The 20,601-nt window shown below is 71.5% G+C and carries 19 protein-coding genes and 1 tRNA gene; 6 read left to right on the forward strand and 14 right to left on the reverse strand.

Translation table 11 applies throughout. The annotated features are described in order from the left end of the window. Positions 1 to 149: 149 nt before the first annotated feature. From ehuA to ehuB, 4 genes are read right to left on the reverse strand one after another with little or no spacing between them, the layout of a single operon-like run. Positions 150 to 974, reverse strand: coding sequence for an ectoine/hydroxyectoine ABC transporter ATP-binding protein EhuA (gene ehuA / locus ACFVDP_RS18920; RefSeq protein WP_383490785.1), 825 nt, complete (start codon positions 972 to 974; stop codon positions 150 to 152). After that, positions 964 to 1,611 carry an ectoine/hydroxyectoine ABC transporter permease subunit EhuD gene (gene ehuD, locus ACFVDP_RS18925; protein WP_383490787.1) on the reverse strand — a complete coding sequence of 216 codons (648 nt, stop codon included), beginning with the start codon at positions 1,609 to 1,611 and terminating at the stop codon, positions 964 to 966. The genes ehuA and ehuD overlap by 11 nt, the downstream gene beginning before the upstream one ends. Beyond that, positions 1,608 to 2,360 (reverse strand): ectoine/hydroxyectoine ABC transporter permease subunit EhuC, encoded by a 753-nt coding sequence (ehuC, locus tag ACFVDP_RS18930; protein WP_383490789.1) that lies wholly within the window; start codon positions 2,358 to 2,360, stop codon positions 1,608 to 1,610. Before ehuC ends, ehuD begins: the two co-directional genes overlap by 4 nt. Further along, the gene (gene ehuB / locus ACFVDP_RS18935; protein ID WP_383490791.1) at positions 2,357 to 3,283 is read right to left on the reverse strand and encodes an ectoine/hydroxyectoine ABC transporter substrate-binding protein EhuB; all 927 of its coding nucleotides are present in this window, start codon (positions 3,281 to 3,283) and stop codon (positions 2,357 to 2,359) included. Before ehuB ends, ehuC begins: the two co-directional genes overlap by 4 nt. 109 nt (positions 3,284 to 3,392) lie before the next feature. On the opposite strand from ehuB, the gene ACFVDP_RS18940 reads away from it, so the two are divergent. After that, entirely contained in the window at positions 3,393 to 3,902 is a 510-nt protein-coding gene (locus tag ACFVDP_RS18940; protein WP_383490793.1) for a DUF3830 family protein, read from the forward strand. A gap of 54 nt (positions 3,903 to 3,956) precedes the next feature. Here ACFVDP_RS18940 and ACFVDP_RS18945 read toward each other — a convergent pair whose 3' ends face one another. Together ACFVDP_RS18945 and ACFVDP_RS18950 are read right to left on the reverse strand one after the other, a co-directional pair. Beyond that, on the reverse strand, positions 3,957 to 5,354 hold the full coding sequence (locus ACFVDP_RS18945) for an amidase (RefSeq protein ID WP_383490795.1): 1,398 nt from the start codon (positions 5,352 to 5,354) through the stop codon (positions 3,957 to 3,959). A 78-nt stretch (positions 5,355 to 5,432) separates the two neighbouring features. Next, on the reverse strand, positions 5,433 to 6,407 hold the full coding sequence (locus tag ACFVDP_RS18950) for a D-2-hydroxyacid dehydrogenase (protein ID WP_383490797.1): 975 nt from the start codon (positions 6,405 to 6,407) through the stop codon (positions 5,433 to 5,435). A 273-nt stretch (positions 6,408 to 6,680) separates the two neighbouring features. Between ACFVDP_RS18950 and ACFVDP_RS18955 the strand changes: the two genes are divergently transcribed. The 3 genes from ACFVDP_RS18955 to ACFVDP_RS18965 all read left to right on the forward strand — a co-directional run bounded on the left by ACFVDP_RS18955 (position 6,681) and on the right by ACFVDP_RS18965 (position 9,650). Beyond that, the gene (locus ACFVDP_RS18955; RefSeq protein ID WP_383490799.1) at positions 6,681 to 7,496 is read left to right on the forward strand and encodes an aspartate/glutamate racemase family protein; all 816 of its coding nucleotides are present in this window, start codon (positions 6,681 to 6,683) and stop codon (positions 7,494 to 7,496) included. A gap of 3 nt (positions 7,497 to 7,499) precedes the next feature. Then, a complete protein-coding gene (locus ACFVDP_RS18960; protein WP_383490800.1) occupies positions 7,500 to 8,231 on the forward strand; it encodes a decarboxylase in 732 nt (243 codons plus the stop codon). Positions 8,232 to 8,549: 318 nt separating this feature from the next. Continuing rightward, positions 8,550 to 9,650 carry an LLM class flavin-dependent oxidoreductase gene (locus ACFVDP_RS18965; protein WP_383490802.1) on the forward strand — a complete coding sequence of 367 codons (1,101 nt, stop codon included), beginning with the start codon at positions 8,550 to 8,552 and terminating at the stop codon, positions 9,648 to 9,650. 52 nt (positions 9,651 to 9,702) lie between these two features. Here ACFVDP_RS18965 and ACFVDP_RS18970 read toward each other — a convergent pair whose 3' ends face one another. Together ACFVDP_RS18970 and ACFVDP_RS18975 are read right to left on the reverse strand one after the other, a co-directional pair. Beyond that, on the reverse strand, positions 9,703 to 11,118 hold the full coding sequence (locus tag ACFVDP_RS18970) for an MFS transporter (protein ID WP_383490804.1): 1,416 nt from the start codon (positions 11,116 to 11,118) through the stop codon (positions 9,703 to 9,705). 15 nt (positions 11,119 to 11,133) lie between these two features. Next, positions 11,134 to 11,529, reverse strand: coding sequence for a nuclear transport factor 2 family protein (locus ACFVDP_RS18975; protein ID WP_383490806.1), 396 nt, complete (start codon positions 11,527 to 11,529; stop codon positions 11,134 to 11,136). Positions 11,530 to 11,608: 79 nt separating this feature from the next. On the opposite strand from ACFVDP_RS18975, the gene ACFVDP_RS18980 reads away from it, so the two are divergent. Further along, positions 11,609 to 12,529, forward strand: coding sequence for a LysR family transcriptional regulator (locus tag ACFVDP_RS18980; protein ID WP_383490960.1), 921 nt, complete (start codon positions 11,609 to 11,611; stop codon positions 12,527 to 12,529). A 22-nt stretch (positions 12,530 to 12,551) separates the two neighbouring features. Here the strand turns inward: ACFVDP_RS18980 and ACFVDP_RS18985 are convergent, their stop codons facing one another. Continuing rightward, the gene (locus ACFVDP_RS18985) at positions 12,552 to 14,381 is read right to left on the reverse strand and encodes a putative bifunctional diguanylate cyclase/phosphodiesterase (protein WP_383490808.1); all 1,830 of its coding nucleotides are present in this window, start codon (positions 14,379 to 14,381) and stop codon (positions 12,552 to 12,554) included. Between the two features lie 319 nt (positions 14,382 to 14,700). Here ACFVDP_RS18985 and ACFVDP_RS18990 point away from each other — a divergent pair, with 319 nt between their 5' ends. Continuing rightward, on the forward strand, positions 14,701 to 15,960 hold the full coding sequence (locus ACFVDP_RS18990; RefSeq protein ID WP_383490810.1) for a M6 family metalloprotease domain-containing protein: 1,260 nt from the start codon (positions 14,701 to 14,703) through the stop codon (positions 15,958 to 15,960). A gap of 206 nt (positions 15,961 to 16,166) precedes the next feature. Here the strand turns inward: ACFVDP_RS18990 and ACFVDP_RS18995 are convergent. The 5 genes from ACFVDP_RS18995 to ACFVDP_RS19015 form a co-directional block, all read right to left on the reverse strand. After that, positions 16,167 to 16,240: transfer RNA gene (locus ACFVDP_RS18995), tRNA-Lys, on the reverse strand. Beyond that, the gene (locus ACFVDP_RS19000) at positions 16,231 to 16,854 is read right to left on the reverse strand and encodes a bifunctional DNA primase/polymerase (RefSeq protein WP_383490812.1); all 624 of its coding nucleotides are present in this window, start codon (positions 16,852 to 16,854) and stop codon (positions 16,231 to 16,233) included. The genes ACFVDP_RS18995 and ACFVDP_RS19000 overlap by 10 nt, the downstream gene beginning before the upstream one ends. Before the next feature lie 121 nt (positions 16,855 to 16,975). Then, complete coding sequence (locus ACFVDP_RS19005) at positions 16,976 to 17,326, reverse strand: hypothetical protein (RefSeq protein WP_383490814.1); 351 nt, start codon at positions 17,324 to 17,326, stop codon at positions 16,976 to 16,978. A gap of 302 nt (positions 17,327 to 17,628) precedes the next feature. Beyond that, positions 17,629 to 18,999, reverse strand: a complete 1,371-nt coding sequence (locus ACFVDP_RS19010; RefSeq protein ID WP_383490816.1) for an AAA domain-containing protein — start codon at positions 18,997 to 18,999, stop codon at positions 17,629 to 17,631. Next, positions 18,996 to 20,594 carry a hypothetical protein gene (locus tag ACFVDP_RS19015; RefSeq protein ID WP_383490818.1) on the reverse strand — a complete coding sequence of 533 codons (1,599 nt, stop codon included), beginning with the start codon at positions 20,592 to 20,594 and terminating at the stop codon, positions 18,996 to 18,998. Before ACFVDP_RS19015 ends, ACFVDP_RS19010 begins: the two co-directional genes overlap by 4 nt. Between the last annotated feature and the right edge of the window lie 7 nt (positions 20,595 to 20,601).

The following is a 20,601-nucleotide window of genomic DNA, read 5'->3' on the forward strand; positions in this document are numbered from 1 at the left end:
TCCGGACAGCTGGCTTCGTCCACGATAGCCGCCAACGCACCCAATCGGGGCGGCGGTTGAGGAGATTGGTGGCGCGTTCCGTACCCTCTCAGCAGGAACGCGCCACCCTGGCATATGCCAAAGTCATGCCCCGTTCGGTGAACGGCTGGTCACAGGACCGCGCTCAGGAACTCCCGGGTGCGCTCGTGCTCCGGGTCGCTGAAAATCTTCTCCGGCGATCCGGACTCGATGACCCGGCCCGCGTCGAACATCAGAACCTGGTCGGAGATGTCCCGCGCGAAGTTCATCTCGTGGGTCACGCAGAGCATGGTGATGTCGGTGGTGCGCGCGATGTCGCGCAGGACGTCGAGGACGCCCGCGACCAGCTCGGGGTCGAGCGCGGACGTCACCTCGTCGAGCAGCAGCACCTGGGGACGCATCGCGAGCGCCCGCGCGATGGCCACCCGCTGCTGCTGGCCGCCGGAGAGCTGCGAGGGGTACGCGTCGCTGCGGTCGCCGAGCCCCACCAGGTCGAGCAGCTCGCGGGCCCGCTGCTCGGCCTCGTCCTTGGACAGGCCGAGCACGGTGACCGGCGCCTCCATGATGTTGCGCAGCACCTTCATGTTCGGGAAGAGGTTGAACTGCTGGAAGACCATCCCGATGTTCTTGCGGACCTCGCGGATGTGCTTCTCGCCGGCCGGCACCAGCTTGCCGTTCTTCTCCTCGTGGGTGAGGTACTCGCCGCCCACTCTGATCGTGCCCTCTTCGGGCTTGAGCAGCGTCATCAGCAGCCGCAGGATCGTCGTCTTGCCGGAGCCCGACGGGCCGATCAGCGTCACGTGCTTGCCGGAGGCGACCGAGAAGTCCAGCTCGTCGAGGACGGTGTTGTTCCCGAACCGCTTCACGACCTTGTCGAAACGGATCAGCTCGCTGCCGTCGACCTTGGGATTGGTCTGTTCCTGGGCGGTGTTCGTGGAAGTCGTGTCAGCGGGCAAGGCGGCGCTCCAGGGCTCGGAGAAGGAGAGAAGAGGGATAGGCGATGACGAGGAAGGCGAGGCCGACGACGGTCAGCGCCTCGGTCGTGAAGGTCTCCTGGCTGAATCCCTGGGCCTCGCCCAGCATGTCCAGGGCGCCGATGACGTAAATCTGCGGCGAGTCCTTCAGCATCGAGACGACGTAGTTGCCGAGCGCCGGCACCACACGCCGGATGGCCTGCGGCAGGATCACGGCGGTCCAGGTGCGGCTGCGCGAGAGGCTGAGCGCCGTGGCCGCCTCCCACTGGCCGACCGGCACGCCTTCGATGCCCGCCCGGTACACCTCGGCGGTGTACGTCGAGTAGTGCAGACCGAGTCCGACGATGCCCGTGGTGAGCGGCGACATCGTCGGGCCCCACTGCGGGACCACGTAGAAGAGGAAGAAGAGCTGCACCAGCAGCGGGGTGTTGCGGATGAACTCCGTGACGGCCGTCACGGGGATGCGCACCCACGCGGGGCCCGAGCGCTGGGCGATGGCCCAGACGAGGCCCAGGGCGAACGCGATCAGCGTGCCCCAGCCGAGCGCCTGGAGGGTGACGAGCACCCCGTCCCAGAAGCGCGGCATGAAGTCGTCGACGACACTCCAGTCCCAGTTCACTTGTCGGCCCCCGTTCCCGTGGTGACGCCGCTGCCGGTGAGGGCGTCGACCTGGCCCTTGCTGCGCAGACCGCCGAAGAGCACCTTCTTCTCAGGGCTCCGGCCGACCTTCGCCTTGGCGCGGCGCTCCAGCATCCGCATGCCGCGCGTCAGGATGAACGCGAGGACGAAGTAGAGGACGAGGAGCAGCGTGAACGACGGCGCGCTCTCGTTCTTCGCCTGGCGCAGCAGGTTCCCCGCGAAGGTCATGTCGGCGACCGAGATCGCCGAGACGAGCGAGGTGCCCTTCATCAGCTCGATCAGCAGGTTGTTGAACGGCGGGATCATCTCCGGCCAGGCCTGCGGCAGTTCGATCAGACGCAGCCGTTGCATCGGCGTGAAGCTCAGCGCGACCCCCGCCTCGCGCTGAGCGGCGGGTACGGCGTTGAGCGCGCCGCGCACGATCTCGGAACCGTACGCGCCGTAGGTGAGGCCGAGTGCGAGTACGCCCGCGGCCATCGGCTGGAACTGGATCCGGAGCAGCAGCGGCACCGCGAACGCCATCCAGATCATCAGGATCAGCGCCGACGTGCCGCGGAAGATCTCGAAGTAGGCGCCGGCCAGGAATCGTACGATCCACAGGCGCGAGCGGCGCAGGATGCCGATCGGCACGGCGACCGCGAACGCCAGCACCGTGCTGAGGACCAGGACCTGAATGGTGATCCAGATCGCGGGCAGGAACCAGGAGGTGAAGAACTCCGACGACATCATGACGAGGAGCCCCCTGAGGCCGGCGGACAGAGTTTCTCGACCGTGAGGTCGGTCATCTCCTGCTCGGTGAAGCCGAACGGCCGCACGATCCTGAGGAGTTCGCCGCTCTTCTTGAGCTTGTGCAGCTCTTGGTTGAAGGCGTCGCGGAAGTTCTTCTCGGAGGGCCGGAAGGCGAACCCGCCCGCGCCGTACGCCGGTTTGCCGTCCACCATGGGCTGGAACGGCTCGGTGGACTCGGTCTTGGTGCTGTTCTTCACCACGCCCTTGACCGTGATGTTGGTGCCGGCGAAGGCGTCGACACGGCCCTGGGCGACCGCGTCGCGGCCCGCCACCGGGTCGGGCAGGATCAGGACGTCCTTCACCCCGGCCGCCTTGGCGTAGTCGATCTCGGCGTAGGCCGTGCCGCTCGCCAGCTTCAGGCCCTTCTTGGCGATGTCCTCGTAGGACTTGATGCCCTTCGGGTTCCCCTTGGGGACGACGAAGGAGTCCAGCATCAGATAGTCGGGGTCGGAGAACAGCACCTGCTCGCAGCGGACCGGGTTGATGTACATCCCGGCCGAGACCACATCGAACTGGAGCGCCTTCAGGCCGGGTATGAGGGCACCGAACTGGGTGGGTATGGGCTTGATGTTCGGTATGCCGAGGCGCTTGAAGATGACGCGTGCGATGGCCGGGGCCTCGCCGGTCGCCCTGCCGTCCGAGTCGATGTAGCCGAAAGGCTGCTCACCTGCGACACCGACCCTGACGGTGCCCGAGGAGCGGAGCCGGTCCAGGAGGTCGCCGCCTTCGATCGCGCCTTCTTCGGGTGCCAGGCTGCAGCCCGTGACACCGACAGCGCCCACGGCTGCGGCTCCCATCAAAAAGGAGCGGCGACCCAGAGGGCTGACTTTTCGTCTTTCGTTTGTTCCTCGTGGTGGAGCCATGGGCGCGCGGCTACCCGAGTTGACTCGAACTATTCCCATCGAATTCAGCCCCTGATGCAAGTGAGGCGCTCTTGACCCGAGGGGGAGCATGGGGCGGACCATGGAGGGCATGGCTGACTCTCAGGACCGATTCATCGAAGTCTCCCTGGCCAAGAGGGGAGTTGCCTGCACGGCCAAGCTCCTCGACGACCGCGCTCCACTGACGTGCGCGGCGGTCTGGGACGCGCTCCCGCTCGTCTCCGACGTCTACCACGCCAAATACGCGCGCAACGAGATCTATGCCCTGTTCCCGGCATTCGCGGAACAGGAGCCACCGTTGGAGAATCCGACGGTCACTCCCATTCCCGGTGATCTCTGTTATTTCTCCTTCAACGGGACACAGTTGGGATCGCAGTCCTACGGCTACGGCACGGGCGCGGGCCTGAGCGCCGGGTCACCCGTGATCGACCTCGCCCTGTTCTACGAGCGGAACAATCTCCTCATGAACGGGGATGTGGGGTGGGTGCCGGGGATCGTGTGGGGCCAGGTGGTGGAGGGCCTGGACGAGATGGCGGCCGCGTGCCAGGACCTTTGGCGCAGTGGGGCGGTGGGGGAGACCTTGGGCTTCCGCCGGGTCTAGCAAATTCAAGGCCCTCCGGCGATTGAGGAGCGGGGTCCGGGGCGGAGCCCCGCGTCACGGGGCGGCGATTCCGGCGATCCCGGCCTCGTACAAGGTGTGCGCCACCCGGAGGACCAGCGCGTCCTGGTGCCGGGCGCCGACGACCTGGAGCCCCACAGGGAGACCGTCCCCGTCCACCCCGACGGGGACGGTCGCCGCCGGCTGCTGTGTCAGATTGAAGGGGTACGTGAACGGTGTCCACCCCGTCCACCGCCGCAGCCCCGACCGCACCGGCACCTCGACCCCCGCCGCGAACGCGGTGACCGGCAGCGACGGCGTCACCAGCACGTCGTACGCGGAGTGGAAAACCCCCATCCGCCGCCCCAGCTCCATCCGGGCATCGACGGCGGCGAGATAGTCGAGCGCGCTGAACCGCGCCCCCTGCGCGCAGATCTCCCGCAGCCCGGGATCGAGCAGCTCGCGCTGCGCGGCCGACAGCCGCTGCGTCACCCGGGCCGCCCCGCTGAACCACAGGGTGTGGAAGGCCTCCACCGGATCGGTGAAGTCCGGGTCGGTCTCCTCCACGTACGCGCCGAGCCCGGCGAGCCGCTCGACGGCGGAGCGCACCGCGGCGGCGACCGGCGCCCGCACCGCGACCTGCCCGCCCAGCGACGGCGAGAAGGCGACCCGCAGTCCGCGCACCCCGCCCTGTATCCCCTCACGGAAGCTGCCGACCGCCGGGCCGAGCCCCGACCAGTCCCGCGGGTCCGGGCCCGAGATCACGTCCATCAGCAGCGCCGCGTCGGCCGCCGTGCGGGTCATCGGCCCCACGTGCGCGAGCGTGCCGAACGCGGACGCCGGATACAGCGGCACCCGCCCGTACGTCGGCTTGAGCCCGAAGATCCCGCAGAAGGCGGCCGGGATGCGCACCGACCCGCCGCCGTCCGTGCCCAGCGACAGCGGCCCCGCGCCGACCGCGACCGCCGCCGCGCTGCCGCCGCTCGAACCGCCGGCGGTGCGCGAGGTGTCGTACGGGTTGCGGGTCACGCCCGACAGCGGCGAGTCGGTGACGCCCTTCCAGCCGAACTCGGGCGTGGTGGTCTTGCCGACGAACACGGCGCCGTGCTCACGCAGCCGCGCGACGGACGGCGCGTCCTCCTCCCAACTCCCCTCCGCCCGAGTCGTCTTCGACCCCTTCAGGGTGGGCGCCCCGCGCTGGAGCAGGATGTCCTTGACCGTCACCGGCACCCCGTCGACGAGCCCCGACGGCTCGCCGCGCCGCCAGCGCTCCGCGCTCTCCCGCGCCGCCGCGAGCGCCCCCTCGGCGTCGACGCGCACGAACGCGTTCAGCCCGGGCTCGGTCTCCTCGATCCGGGCGAGCACGGCACGGGTGGCGTCGACGGGGCTGAACTCGCCCTTGCGGTAGCCGTCCAGCAGGTCCTGCGCGGTCAGTCCGGTGAGCTCGGCCGTCATCCGTCCTCCAGAGTCAGGGGCCCGGTGCGTCAGTGATCCATCGATCCATCGATCGGCTGTCCCGGCGGCTGCCGTCGATCAGCTGCCGGGGACATACCCACGTTTCTTGTCGACTACATTCACCAGCGGCCTTCCGTTCTCCCACCGGCCGAACAACTCCACGAACTGGAGCCCCAGTTCGTCCCGCCAGCCCACCGTGTCGCCGCTCATGTGCGGCGACACGAGCAGCCCCGGAGCGGTCCACAGCGGGCTGTCCTCGGGCAGCGGTTCGTGCTCGAAGACATCGAGCGCGACGCCCGCGATCCACCGCTTGCGCAGGGCGTCCACCAGGTCGGACTCCACGACCAGCGGCCCACGGCCCACGTTGATGAACCGCGCCGACGGCTGCATCACGCCGAACCGGCGGGCATCGAACATGCCGCGCGTCTCGTCGGTCAGCGGCGCCGCGCACACCACCCAGTCGGCCCGGGCGAGCAGCCGGTCCAGATCGGCCGGGCCGTGCACCCCGGCGCGTGCCCGCCGGCCGACCAGCGCGGTGGTGATGCCGAGCGCCTTGAGCTGCTTGACGATCGCCTGCCCGATGGGTCCGGTGCCGACGACGCAGGCCCGCGTCCCGCCGATCCGCTGCGTCTCGCGGTGCTGCCACCGCCGGTCCGCCTGGAAGCCGATCGTGGCGGGCAGATCCTTGCCCATCGCGAACACGAGCGCGGCGACGTACTCGGCGATCGGCTGGTCGAAGACGCCCCGCGCGTTGGTCAACACCGCGTCCGAAGAGACCAGTTCGGGGAACATCAGCCGGTCCACGCCCGCGCTCGCCGTGTGCACCCACGACGGGCGCGAGCCACGGCCCGGCCACGCCTCGCGCACCGCGTCCGACAGGAAGTTCCACACCAACAGAACATCCGCGTAGGGGAGTTGCTCACGCAGTCCGGTGGCGTCCGCGGCGTGCAGCACCCGGGCCCGGCCGGTGAGCACGCCGAGGCGGGGCGCCGGCGCGGGCGGCGCGGCGTCCAGGACGAGCACGGTGGGCCGTCGCGCGTCCGGACCGGACATCGAGGGGTAATCGTTTCGCAACGAAAGTCCGCTTTCCTGGTGGTGAATAAGTCGGGAACATCGGGATCATGAGCTGTGGGCGGTGTGCGCCGTCTCACGGCATCCCATCTGACATGCGCGGATTGACCACGCTGGCACCTGAACCTACCTTCGTCAACAGCGGTACCCCGTACACGGGTTCCCGCCCTCGTCGCTGTCCCGACGTCCCGGCGTATCGCCGGCTCAAGCACCGCATCGGCACTCATCACGTCAGCTGAACCTGGGGCATGCTCTATGGACGTCTCATTCCTGGGGGGACCGCAGCCGCAGCGCGGCGTCGGCGTTGTCGCACCGTTCGACTTCGCCCTCGACCGTGAACTGTGGCGCTGGGTACCCGACACCATCTCCCTGCACCTCACCCGTACCCCGTTCGTGCCCGTCGAGGTCAGCCTCGACCTGGCCCGCCTGGTCAGCGAGCACGAGACGCTCGGCGAGGCGGTCCGGGCGCTCGGCGCCGCCGAACCGCAGGTCCTCGCGTACGCCTGCACCTCGGGCAGTTTCGTCGGCGGCATCGCCGGTGAGCGTGCCATGTGCGAGGCCATGCGCAGGGCCGGGGAGCTTCCGTCCGTGACCACGTCGGGGGCGCTGCTCGACGCCCTCGCCGACCTCGGCGCGCGCCGTATCGCGCTCGTCACCCCGTACACCCGCTCCGTCACCGAGTCGCTGGAGGAGTACCTGGCGGAGGCGGGCATCACCGTCGTCGGCCGGGCCTATCTCGGCCTGACCCGGCACATCTGGAAGGTCCCCTACCGGGACGTGGCCGAGATGGCGCGCGCGGCGGTCGGCTCCCGCGCCGACGCGCTGTTCATCAGCTGTACGAACCTGCCCACCTACGACGTCATCCCGCAGCTGGAGGCCGAGCTGCGGATGCCGGTGATCTCGGCGAATCAGGTCACGATGTGGGCAGCCCTCGCCCGGCTGGGTACGCGAGCAGTGGGCCCCTATCAGGCGCTGCTCGACCCGGCGGCGCGTCGGCAGTGGCCCGTGCCAGGACGACAGGCAGAGCAGCCTCTTCCGGAACTTCCGGAGGGCCAGGAAGGGTGGGCCTAGAGCATGACAGCGCTCGGATTTCTCTACCCCGGACATTCCGCGGAGGACGACTATCCGCGGATGGAGATGCTGATCGACAGCGACGTGCGCCTCGCCGTCGTGCACACCGACATCGGCGAGGACGCGCACCGCGTCGACGCGCTGCTGCGCATGGGCGCGCCCGAGCGCCTCGCGGCCGGAGTCGAGGAGCTCCGACTCTCCGGAGCGGAGGCGGTGGTCTGGGCGTGCACGTCCGGCAGCTTCGTCTTCGGCTGGGACGGCGCCCACGACCAGGTCCGCGGGCTCGCACAGGCCGCGGGGCTGCCCGCGTCCAGCACGTCCTTCGCCTTCGCGCACGCGCTCGGTGAGCTGCGTGTGCGGCGGGTCGCGGTCGCGGCGACCTATCCGTCGGACGTCGCGGATCATTTCGCCACGTTCCTGAAGGCGGCCGGGGCCGAGGTGCTCTCGGTGCGGGGCAGCGGCATCATCACGGCCGCCGAGGTCGGTACGTGGGGCTGGGACGAGGTGCTCGCCATGGCCAGGAACGGCGACCACCCGGACGCCGAGGCGGTCCTCCTCCCGGACACCGCCCTGCACACCGCCGCGTACATCTCCGATCTCGAACGGGAACTGGGCAAGCCGGTGCTCACCGCCAACCAGGTCACGGTCTGGGAGGCCCTGCGCCTGGTCGACCGCCGCCTGAACGCTCTCGCTCTGGGGGCACTGTTCACGAAGGAGCCCGTGATCCAGGCGTAGTCGTTCGGCCGCGGCCCGGTGGGGGCTGGTCGCGCAGTTCCCCGCGCCCCTGGAAGCGAGCTCCGCTCGCCCAGGGGAGGCGGCGCGTAGCGCCTGCCTCTGATGAGATGGCGCACGAAGTGCGCATCTCAGGGGCGCGGGGAACTGCGCGAGAAGCCCCACCGGCCGTCAGCCGACAAACAACCCAGGGGCGCGGGGAACTGCGCGAGAAGCGGCCACCGGCCCGCAGCCGACGATGGTCCGGGAATAAAGCGGAGTACGCCTCCGTTACGCCGGGGTCCAGCCCAGACAAGACGTTAAGCCCCGCAGGAGGACCCCGTGCCGGCCACCCAAGACGAGATCCGCGGCGCAGCCCACGGCACCGCCCCCACCCCCCTCTCGGTCCTGGACCTGGTCACCGTAGGAGCGGGCCGCACCGCATCCGAGGCCCTGTCCACCGGAGTGGACATCGCCCGCCTCGCAGAGAAGCGCGGCTACCACCGCTACTGGGTCGCCGAGCACCACTCGATGCCCGGCGTCGCGTCCAGCAGCCCCGCCGTGATCCTGGCCCACCTGGCCGCCCACACCAGCCGCATCCGCCTCGGCTCCGGCGGCGTCATGCTGCCCAATCACGCCCCCCTGGTCATCGCGGAGCAGTTCGGCACCCTGGAAGCCCTCGCCCCGCACCGCGTCGACCTCGGCCTCGGCCGCGCCCCCGGCACCGACGGCGCCACGGCCGCCGCCCTGCGCCGCTCGGACCGCCTGAACGAGGGCGCCGACGACTTCCCGAAGCAGCTCGCGGAGCTGACCCGCTTCCTGGACGACGACTTCCCCGACGGCCACCCGTACTCCCGCATCCACGCGGTCCCGGGCCCCGTCCAGGCCACGTCGCCGGGCGGCGTCCAGGACCCGCACCGCCCGCAGGTCTGGCTGCTCGGCTCCTCCGGCTTCAGCGCCCGCCTGGCCGGCGTCCTCGGCCTGCCCTTCGCCTTCGCGCACCACTTCTCCGCGCAGAACACCATCCCGGCGCTCGACCTGTACCGCGAGTCCTTCCAGCCCTCCGAGGTCCTCTCCGAGCCCTACGCCCTGATCGGCGTCTCGGCGCTCGCGACCGACGACGACGGCACGGAGGCCCGCCGCCAGGTGCTGGCCGCGGCGCTCAACATGGTCCGCCTGCGCACCGGCCGCCCCGGCCTGGTCCCGACGCCGGAGGAGGCGGAGGCGTACCAGTTCAACGAGATGGAGCGCGACTTCATCGACTCCTGGAACGCCAACGTCATCCACGGCACCGCCGACGAGGTCCGCTCCGGCCTCGACGACCTCCAGAAGCGCACCGGCGCCGACGAGCTGATGCTCACGGCCAACGCGCACACCGGCGAGGTCCGCCTGCGCAGCTACGAACTCATCGCGGACGCCTACGGGTTGCCCACCCAGGCCTGACCGAAGGCGCCGCCCCCGACTCCGGGGGCGGCGCCTTCTTTCTCGTAGGAGATCACCGGCGGCGGCGCAGGAAGAGCGCGGTCACCGGCAGCGCGGCGGCCGTGACCAGCCCGGCCGTCAGGAAGGCGTGGTGCAGCCCGCCGAGCACCGAGCCACCGGTGGAGGTGGCCACCGCGGCGAGCACGGCCGTCCCGATCGCCCCCACGTACAGCGGCATCTGCGCCAGCGAACCGCCCACGCCGCGCTCCTCCTCGCTCAGCCCGGACGTGATCGTCGCCACGAACGACACCACGCTCAGCACATGCCCGAAGCCCATCGCCGCCGAAGTGGCCAGCAAGAGTGGTGTGTTGGCGTTGGCCGGCAGCAGGACCATCAGCGCGGTGCCGAGCGCCTGCACGGTCAGACCGGTCAGCAGACCGCCGGCGGTCCCGTGCCGCACGATGATCCGCGAGGCCACGGCGCCGCCCGCGACCGCCGCCAGCCCCTCGCCGAGGAACCCGAACCCGGTCTCCAGCGGAGACCAGCCGAGCACGTCCTGCATGTACAGGGTCAGGAGCAGAGTGGCGCCGCCGCACATCCCGTACGTGACCGTGCCGACGAGGAACGCCCACTTGACCGTACGCCGCTTCAGCAGCCCGAGCGGGACGAGCGGCGCCGGGTGACGGGCCTCGACGAGGAAGAACCCGGCGAGCGAGACCACGGCCACGAGCAGCGAACCGACGGTCGCCGCGGCGGTCCAACCGGCGTCCGTGCCGGTGGAGATGGCGTACACGAGGGCGACGAGCCCCACGCCCGACAGCGCCGCGCCGGGCACGTCGAGCCGGTTCGCGCGCCGTACGTCGTCGTGGCGCGGCAGTACGGTCAGCGCCCCGGCGAGCACCACGGATCCGAGCGCCACGAGCAGCGCCATCGTCCAGCGCCAGTCCAGACCACTGGTGATGACACCGCCGCCGATCGTGCCGACGACGAAACCGAGGGAGAGCAGGGCGCCGTTCACCGCCAACGCCCGCGTGCGCCGCGGGCCTTCGGGGAAGACGGACGTCATCAGCGCGATCGCGGTCGGCGCGATCATCGCGGCCGCGACACCCTGCCCGGCCCGCGCGGCGATCAGCATGCCGGGCGAGACGGCGGCCGCCGCCACCAGCGAGAGGGCGGTGAACAGGAAGGTGCCGAGGACGAAGAGCCGGCGCCTGCCCAGCAGATCGGACAGCCGCCCGAACAGCGGCAGCAGCCCCGCCGTCGGCAGCAGGCACGCGGTCGCCACCCACTGCAGCGCACTCGCCGACCCGAAGGAGAGATCACGGCCGATCTCCGGCAGCGCCACCATGACGATGGAGTAGTCGAGGCCGGTCATGAACGTGGCACCGGCGAGAGTGATGAGGATCAGCCACGAGCGAAGCCCGAAACCATCTGCATTCGGGAGGAGTTGCTCGGCTGTGGGCACACGGGTGTCCAGGGAATTGGTCATCAGGTTTTCCTCGGCTCAGCTGTAGTGACGGCGGAAGAACGTGTCCGCCTGCGCCTGATCGGCCGGGTGCTTACGGATCCCGGTGATCCGCTCACCGCCGTCCGCGGCGGATTCGATCCGGAAGAAGAGCACCCAGAGGGTGTCGAGCGTGCCGTCGGCGGACCGGCAGTGGTGCACCTCGGTCACGTACGGGCCGGCGTGATGGCGGAAGAGGACGTCATTGCGGAACTCGGCCTCGCCGAGCCGTTCGAGATAGTCGACGATGCTGTCGGCGCCGTGCCGGACACCGGCGAGCGGATGGTCGCCGTCGATCTGCCAGACGGCGTCGGGGGAGAGGATCGCGGTGCGCAGCGTGTGCAGGTCGCCGGTCGCGTAGGCGGAGTAGAAGCGGTCGACGATGTCTGTCGTCATGCGTCGAGCTTCCCGCCGCGAACCGGCACCGGTCCAATACACGCATCCATAACCTGTGGGCATGGACAAACCTGTGGGCATGGACATCGACACCCGGCTCCTGCGCTACTTCACCGCCGTCGCCGAGGAGGGCCATCTCACGCGCGCCGCCGAGCGCCTGTTCATCTCCCAGCCCGCACTGACCAAGCAGATCAGGCAACTCGAGACCCTGCTCGGCGTCGACCTCTTCACCCGCTCCCGCTCCGGCATGTCCCTCACCGCCGCCGGACAGGCCCTCGCCGAGAGCACCCCGGCCGTCGTCGACGCCTGGGACGCGGCGCTGCGCGAGACCCGGGGCGCCGCCGGCCGCGCGGCCCGGGTGCTGCGCGTCGGCTTCGTGGCGAGCGCGGCCAACGAACTCACCCAGGGCATCGTCGCCGAGTTCGCGCGCCGCCGCCCCGGCTGGAAGGTGGAGCTGACCCAGACGGCCTGGGACGATCCGACGGCCGGCCTGGCGAGCGGCGCGGCGGACGCGGCCCTGATCCGCCTCCCCGTCCCGCGGCAGGACTCCTTCCACCTGGAGGTCCTGATCACCGAACCCCGCTGGGTGGGACTGCCGTTGAACCACCGCTTGGCGGACCGCTCCGAGATCGACTTCGCCGATCTCCTCGACGAGCCGTACGTCGCGGCCCCCGCCGGCACCGGCCGCTGGCGCGACTACTGGATGGCTCTGGACGAACGCGCGGGCCGCCCGGTCACCGTCGGCGCCACCGCCCACAACCCCGACGAATGGCTCACCGCCATCGCGCACGGCCACGGCATCTCCCTCACGCCCGAGGCCACGGCCCGCTTCTACCAGCGCCCCGACGTGGTCTACCGCCCGGTGCGCGGGGTGAGCCCGAGCGAGGTCGCGGTGGCGTGGGCCCGCACCCCGCATGTCCCGGAAGAGATCGGGGACTTCGTGACGGCGTGCAGAATCGTCCGAGACGGCACGGTCACCCCACACCGGCCCGCCAGTTGAGCACGAGCCGCCCGTCTCCCGCCTACCTCTCGACCAGCAGCCGAGAGATACGATCCGGTGCCACCGGCCGTGAGTACAGCCACCCCTGCCCCGTGTCGCAGCCGATCCGCCGGAGCCGCTCCGCCTGTTCCGCCGTCTCCACGCACTCCGCGGTCACGGTGAGGCCGAGCCGGTGGGCCAGCTGTACCAGCGCCTCCACGATCACCGCGTCGGCCGGATCGGTGGGCGGCGCCCCGTCCTCGTTCTGGAAACCGCGCACGAACGACCCGTCCAGCTTCAGGACGGACACCGGGAGCCTGCTCAGGTAGGCCAGGTTCGAGTACCCGGTCCCGAAGTCGTCGATGGCGATGCGTACGCCCATGTCGCTGAGGGCCTGGAGCGCCTGCAAGGGGCGCCCGGCCGAGCCCATGACGGCGGACTCGGTCAGCTCCAGTTGCAGCAGTTCGGGGGCGAGGCCGGTGTCGGCGAGGATCCGCGCGACGTCGGCCACCAGATCCGAGTCCCACACCTGCCGCACCGCGACGTTCACACTGACGAAGACGGGCGGACCGGCCGGGTTCTCCAGCTGCCAGCTGCGCGCCTGCTCGCACGCCGTGCGCAGCACCCAGTGCCCCAACTCCACGATGGAGCCGTCCTCTTCGGCGAGTCCGATGAACCGATTCGGCGTGAGCAGCCCGAACTGCGGGTGCCGCCAGCGCACCAGCGCCTCGACGCCGCGCAGCGCACCGTCCTCCAACTGCACGAGCGGCTGGTACTCCAGGACGAACTCGCCGCGCTCGACGGCGGGCCGCAGCCCCGACGACAGGGCCTGCCGGGTCATGCGGTGGGCGTTGCGCTCCGGGTCGAAGAGGGTCCAGCGGGCCTTGCCGTCGGCCTTCGCCCAGTACAGCGTGGTGTCGGCGGCCTGCATCAGACCGGTGGTCGTCGTCCCGATGGCCTGCCGCTCGACGACGCCGACCGACGCGGAGACCGACAGGCGCTGCCCGGCCAGGTCGAACGGCTCCCGCAGCGCGCTCAGCACGGACCGCGCCAGATCGGTCACCTGCTCGGTGCCGGTCGACTCCTCCACGAGCAGCGCGAACTCGTCGCCGCCGAGCCGGGCCACCAGCGGGGCGCCGGTGGTGTGCCGGGCCCGCTCCGCGCAGTGCGCGAGCCGCTGCGCCACGGCGGCCAGCAGCCGGTCGCCGACATGGTGGCCGAGGGTGTCGTTGACCGCCTTGAACCCGTCGAGGTCGAGATAGCACAGGCCCACCCGGCCGGTCGTGCCCGTCTCGTCGTACGCGCCGGCCTCCAGGGCGGCGGTGAGCCGCTCGAAGAACAGGGCCCGGTTGGGCAGCTTCGTCACCGGGTCGTGCATCTCCAGGTGGCGCAGCCGGGACCGCAGCTCGCGGTGGGCGCTGAGGTCGTGCAGCGAGACGAGGACGACCTCGGTGTCCGGCACCGGAGCGACGGTGACCCGGGTCCACATCGCGTGGCCGACGGGGTGCTTGAGGCGGCGGGTGCGCGAGAGCCGGGCCTGCCGGCCGTGCAGCACCTCGTGGTACGCGTCCCGGGTGCGCGGGTCGGAGGAGAGGTCGAGCAGTTCGGCGGCGAGGCGTCCGACGACCTGCTGCTCGTCCTCCCCGCCGAGGAGGGCGAGCGCCGCGCTGTTGGCCCCGACGACCAGCCCGGCGCGGTCGACGACCGCCATGGGGAGGGGAGCGGCGAGGAACGCGGACCGATAGGCGGCGTCCGGCGCCCGCTGCCAGGCGTGACCACTGTGCGTGAGCGGATCGGGGCGCCGGCCCGGTGGGGACGCCTCGGTCGCCGTCGTGGGCCCATAGGGCTGTGCGCTCACCGTTCGCTCCCGCATGCGTCGTCTGGTTGCGTGGTCTGGTGCGGCCGGGTCCCGGCAGGAAAGTGTGCCGATCATAGAGGCAGGTCGGACGGCCTATCCAGCCTGTCTCGTACGCCGGTGCGGTCCCGGCGGGGGCACCGGAGGGTCGGCAGATCGTTTCTGCCCGGGCCGGGCCGGGCTTCTTCCGAGCGGCGACCGGCCTGGATCATCTGTGACGTTCGGTGACCGCCGGGGTGTCGGCCGCTCACTCGTCCGGGCCAGATAAACAGGGCGAAGTGGAACAAGTACACACAGTCTGGGTGGGGTGTCCCGCATTCCCCGTCCGGAGGTCGACTTGCCGCGTCCGCAGCCACTCGGGGGAGTGGACAAGCGCCGTCTGCGTGCCGCCGCCGCCGCGCTGACCGCTCTCACCGCCCTGGCCGCCACCGGCCTGGTCGCGGGTCCCGCGGCGGCCGCGCCGCCCTACGCCGGCCCGTGCGCCCTGGAACGCACCGCCGACCACCACTCCGAGGGCCTGGACTCCTGGCACTCCGGCTACCCGCGCCCCACCAGGCCCCTCAACGCGGTGATGGTCTTCCTCTCCTTCCCCGACTGGACGCCGACGACCACCCCGCGACAACTGGCCGCCGACTACTTCCCGGCGACCAGCGACTTCTTCGAGCGGGCCTCGTACGGCAGGTTCCGGCTCGCTCCGCACCCGCAGCGGACGTGGATCGAGATGCCGCACGCCTCGACCTCGTACGCCATAAAGCGCGACTGGAGCGCGGCGCACCGCAGCGCCTATCTGCGCGACGCCCTCGCGGCGGCGGATCCGAAGACCGACTTCAGCAAGTACGACGTCGTCTACTTCGTCGCCGACCCGGACGCGCCGGGGGTCGACTCGGACGCGACGAAGGTCGTGAACTTCGACCGGCCGATGCGCGCGGACGGCACCGACATCCGCCGGATCGTCACGGTCTTCGAGCACCACCCGCCGGACCGCAACGTCCTCGCGCACGAGACCGGCCACGTCTTCGACCTGCCCGACCTCTACCACCGGCCGACCGACGGCAAGGGGGACTGGGACACGTACGTCGGCGACTGGGACGTCATGGGCAGCCAGTTCGGGCTCGCCCCCGACTTCTTCGGCTGGCACAAGTGGAAGCTGGGCTGGCTGCAGTCGCGGCAGGTGGCGTGCGTGACCCGTACCGGGGACACCCGGCTGACCCTGGAGCCGCTGAGCACGGCGCCGCGGGTGCCGGGGGCCGCGTTCGGTACCGGGGGCGGTACGAAGCTGGCCGTCGTGCGCACCGGGCCGTCCAGCGCGATCGCCCTGGAGGCCCGGGGTGCGGGCGGCAACGACGACGCGACCTGCACCCAGGGCGTCCTCGTCTACCGCATCCGCAGCGACTCCGCCTCCGGCGCGGGCCCGGTCCAAGTCCTCGACTCCCACCCGTCCACGGAGGCCTGCTACGGCGACTCGGTCTACCCACCCCTGGCGGACGCCCCCGTCCAGGAGGGCGAGAGCTTCTCGGTCCCCGGGGAGAAGATCCGCGTGGAGGTGGGGGACCGGACGTCGTCGGGATCGTGGACGGTGAAGGTGACGACCGGGTAGTCGGCGGGTGCGGGCCGGTGGGGCTTCTCGCGCAGTTCCCCGCGCCCCTGAAGGCTGCGGCTTCGCCGCATGCCTTCATCGATGGAGGTAGCGCACGAAGTGCGCATCTCCAGGGGCGCGGGGAACTGCGCGACCAGCCACAGCGAGAGCCGCACGTCCGGGAACGACGAAAGCCCCCCACATCGGTGGAGGGCTTTGCCTTGCTGTGCGCCATCAGGGACTCGAACCCCGGACACGCGGATTAAGAGTCCGCTGCTCTAACCAACTGAGCTAATGGCGCCGGCTGACGTCGTAGACATTAGCACTGAGATCGGCGGCAGGAAAAATCGATACCTGGACCGTCGAATGGGCGGCGGCCCGGGCCGCTCGGACGCAGGCCCACAGCAGCACCTCGGCCCCCGGCAGCCAGGGATGACGGGTGTCGGGGGCGACGACCCAGCGGGACGGATGACGCGGCTCGGCGGGCGCCGACGGCGCCGGCACGGTGACCGCGTCCCCGCTGCCGTGACAGAGCAGCGGAGGCACCGCGGGCCCCCACTCCTCCCAGCGGAGCAGCGACGGCAGCCGCTGGGCGGTGCCCGGGGCGGTGAACAGGAGCATGCGGCCACGGTGCGCGGCGACCGGGCCGGACCCGGGCCCCTCGTCCCAGAGTCGGTCTAACATCCGCCGCCCGAAGATCGCGGGCACGTTCACCACGTCGAACACGGAACCGCAGGGCAGCACCACGGGAGCGGTCGGCCGGGACTCCCAGTGGGCGAGGGCGGAGCGCGGATACGTTCCTGCGGAGGCGAGCCAGGCGGCGCCCTCGGGTGTCACGCCCGAGACGTCGAAGCGGTCGTGGGCCGCGGCCTGGGTGGCGGGGACGGCGGCGATGGGGGAGTGCGTGGCGCTCATGTTTCTACATCTACAGGGGGTGAGGGTGCAGCTCCAAAGGGTTGCGAGAAATCAGGACAGGAGGGGGCGGGGTGGAGTATCTTGCCCCTCTGGCATATGCCAAAAGATCTTGACCGGTGCCTCAGGCCGTCGGCTCGACGGTGCCGCGCAGCAGGTCACGGCCGAACTCGACCATCTTCTTGGCGTAGTCCTCGGTCCACTCCGCGCGCTCCGCGATGTCCGCCGCCGTCAGCCGGTCGAACCGGCGCGGGTCGGCGAGCTGGGCCGCAGCGATGGCCTGGAACTCCACGGAGCGGTCGGCCGCGGCGCGAAACGCATGGGTCAGTTCCGTGGCGCGGGAGAGCAGTTCCCGGGGGTCCTCGACGGACTCCAGGTCGAAGAAGTGCTCCGGGTCGGCGGTGGCCTCCGCGGGCTCGAAGATCAACGGCGCGGGCCGCAGTCGCGGCTGTCGCTGCCGCTCGGGCTCCGCCATGGTGTTCCTCCTCGTACTCGACATACGGCCTGCCTCATGGCCCAGGCCACCCTCCATTCTCCGCGCTTCCGCAAGGGGGCCCGTCCGTAGCCCGGTGCGGGCCGGTCGCGGTGGTCGGTCGGGTGCGGGCCGGTGGGGCTTCTCGCGCAGTTCCCCGCGCCCCTGAAGGCTGCGGCTTCGCCGCATGCCTTCATCGATGGAGGTAGCGCACGAAGTGCGCATCTCCAGGGGCGCGGGGAACTGCGCGACCAGCCACGACGCAACCCGCACCCGACCGACAACCCCACAAGGCCCCAGCGCCCTCAGCCCCCGAAAGCGACCCGATGCTCCGACAACCGGCTCAACACGGAGTGATTCGCTTCCCAGCCGTCCGGAAACTTCACCGTCACCCCCAACTGCACCGGCTCCGCCGAAGGATGCGCGTCGAGGAGGTCCGCGACCCCGTCCCGGCACACCACGATGCACGCGTGCCGATGCCGCGAGGCAAGCACGCACAGCCGCCCGGTCTCCAAGTGGAACGCCGTCGCGTCGGGCCGCCCCGACAGCGGATGCAGCACCACGGTGACGTCGAACTCCCGGCCCTGCAGACGGTTCGCCGTGTCCACGGTGACCCCCCGCACACCGAGCCCGCCCAGCGCCGAGCGCACGGCGGCGGCCTGGTCGCGGTGGGCGGTGCCGACGCAGATCCGGTCCGCCGTCAGCGGCGTCTCGTCCGGCCCGCGCTCGGACGTCGTCACCCCGTCGCGGTCGAGGAGGCGCCGCACCACGAGCGCGACGGCCCGCACCGCCTCCGGATCCGTGCGCGGCGTGTGCGCGGCGGGCAGCTCCAGCAGGCCCCAGCCCGCCCGCGCCGCCTCGTCGATGACCCGGTCGACCCCCGAACCGTCCGACGCCGCACGGAAGTCCAGCGTGCGATCGCCCTCCGACGTACCGCTGCGGAACGGCGTGTACGGGTAGAACGCGGCCGAGACGAGCGGCGCCGCCGACGCCGGAAGCCGCCAGGAGACGGGGAGTTCGTGCTGGGGCAGTTCCGGGTTGTGGGCGAGCAGCGTCGACACCGCCGACGCCGACGGGTCGTAGGACAGGCCCGCCCACTGCTCCGCGCCGACCGTCGAGAACGGGTCGAGCTGCCCCGGGTCGCCCACGAACAGCGCCCGCTCGAACAGCCCGGCCACGGCCAGCAGCGCGTCCCCGCGCATCTGGTACGCCTCGTCGACGATCGCGTGCCGCCACGGGCCCCCGGCGTCCTCGACCTTCACGTGCGCCCACTTCGCCGCCGTCGAGATGACGACGGGGAGCGGTGCGAGGTCGCCCGCCTTGGTCGACAGGCGAACGGTCGGCAGATCGTCGAGCGTCTTGTCGTACGCGTCCGGGTCGCTGCTGTGCAGTCGGCCGACGGGCAGGTCCGGGCGCTTCTCGTGCAGGCGCAGGACGAGATCGTCCACCTGCGCGTTCGTCTGCGCGACGATCATCAACGGGCGTCCCGCGTCGGCCAGTTCGAGCGCGGCGCGCACGACGAGCGTCGACTTGCCCGCCCCGGGCGGGGAGTCCACGACGACGCCGCGCGCCTCGCTGTGCAAGGTGTCGTGAAGGATCGCGGCGGTGGCCCGGGCGGCCTCGGCGCCGGGGTCGAAGACGTCGTCGGCGGGCGGCGAAACACTGGTCGTCGTCACAGGATGTCCTCCGTCGTCACGCGGTCCGGCGTCTCGGCCCCGGCGCCCGGCGGGCCGCCATGGGTCCACGGGGTCTCCTCCGGCTCCGGCAGCTTCGGGCCGCCGCGCTGCTCGTGCTCGAACAGCGTCCAGCACACCCGCTCGCCCTTCTCCGGCACCGAACCCGGGTCCGGCTCCTTGCCGCGCCCCATCTTGTCCAGCAGCCGCAGCACGACCGTGCCCCCGGCCGTGCCCTCGCCCTCGCCCTCGTATCCGACGAACTCCGCCGTCTGCGCCTTGCCGTCCAGCGAGCGGTACACCTTCACGCGCTCCCCGAGGTGCGGGCGGTCGTCCGTGCTCAGGGTGATCAGCGGGCGTGGGCGCTTCTTCTCGTTGTACGCCGGTACGACCTCCCTCACCTCGCCGGCCAGCGCCTCCCCGGCGAGCCGCCGGCCCGCCATGACGAGGGGGTCGTCGAGCGCCTCCTGGGCGTCCAGGCGGGCCTGCTCGCGCTCGCGCGTCGCCAGCTTGTTCGCCGCCGTCACCGCGTCGTCGCGGCGCGGCTGCGGGGGCTCGCCCGCCGCGACCCGGTCGCGGTGCCCGGTGAACGACCAGCGGTCGCGGGTCCAGCGCTCCGTGGCGCGCGGGCCCTCGGGCAGCGTGCACAGGGCGTCGAGGCCCCGCCACACCGCGTCCCAGGTGGGCCGGGTGCGGGACTCGACCAGGGCGTGGATCTCCCGCTCGGCCGCGGTCAGTTCGGCCAGGCGGCCGTCGGCCTCCACCGCGTCCTCGGCGGCCGCCAGGCGCGTACGGGCCTTGTCGTAGCGCTCGATGGCGGGCGCGAGCAGCTTGTTGTCGAAGGCCGGGTCGGTGGCCGGGCCGGCCGGCGGGCACAGCAGCTGGCCGTGCGCGTCCCGGCCGCGCTCGGCGCGGAACGCGGCCTCGGCGCCCGAGGTGCCCTCCGGCGCCTCCACCCACGCGAGCAGCGCGCCGAGGTGCTGGTCCTCCAGGCTGGACTGGCCCGTCGCCCAGTGCCGGGAGAGCAGGTCCGTCATGGCCAGCAGCAGCGCGGAGCCCGGGACTCTCGCCCGCTCGCCGAAGTGCGTCAGCCAGCGGCCGAGCAGCGGGACGTGCGGGGGAGCGGGGTAGGGCGTCTCCGGGTCCTGCTCGGCCGTGCGCCGAAAACGCATCGAGCGCCCCAGCAGCCGGACGAATTCGATGCCCGCCCGGCTCGGCACGATCAACTGCGGCGCGTCCGCGCACAGTTCGACCTCGACCTTGATCCGCTTGTTCGTCGCCGGGTCGGTCTCGGCGCGCTCGGTCAGCTCGACGTCGCCGGCGAACCCGTCGACGTACGGCAGGACCGTCTCCGCGAGCTGGGTCAGGAACGCGAAGCGCAGATCGCGGTCGCGGGGCTGCGCCACGACCAGCAGGCGCGGCGAGGTGCGCTCGGTGCCGACGAGGGCGCCGAGCGGGGCGCCCGTCTCACCCGCGGTGATGAGCGGGACCAGGACCAGGGGCCGCTGGGAGAGATGGCGGTGGCGGACCGTGGCGGTGGGCTGGGCGCGGCCGGTGCCGGTCGCCTCCAGCCGGGCCAGGTGGTTGATCAGGCTCACGCGGCTG

This window comes from Streptomyces sp. NPDC057694 (genome assembly GCF_042799415.1).
Taxonomy (GTDB): domain Bacteria; phylum Actinomycetota; class Actinomycetes; order Streptomycetales; family Streptomycetaceae; genus Streptomyces.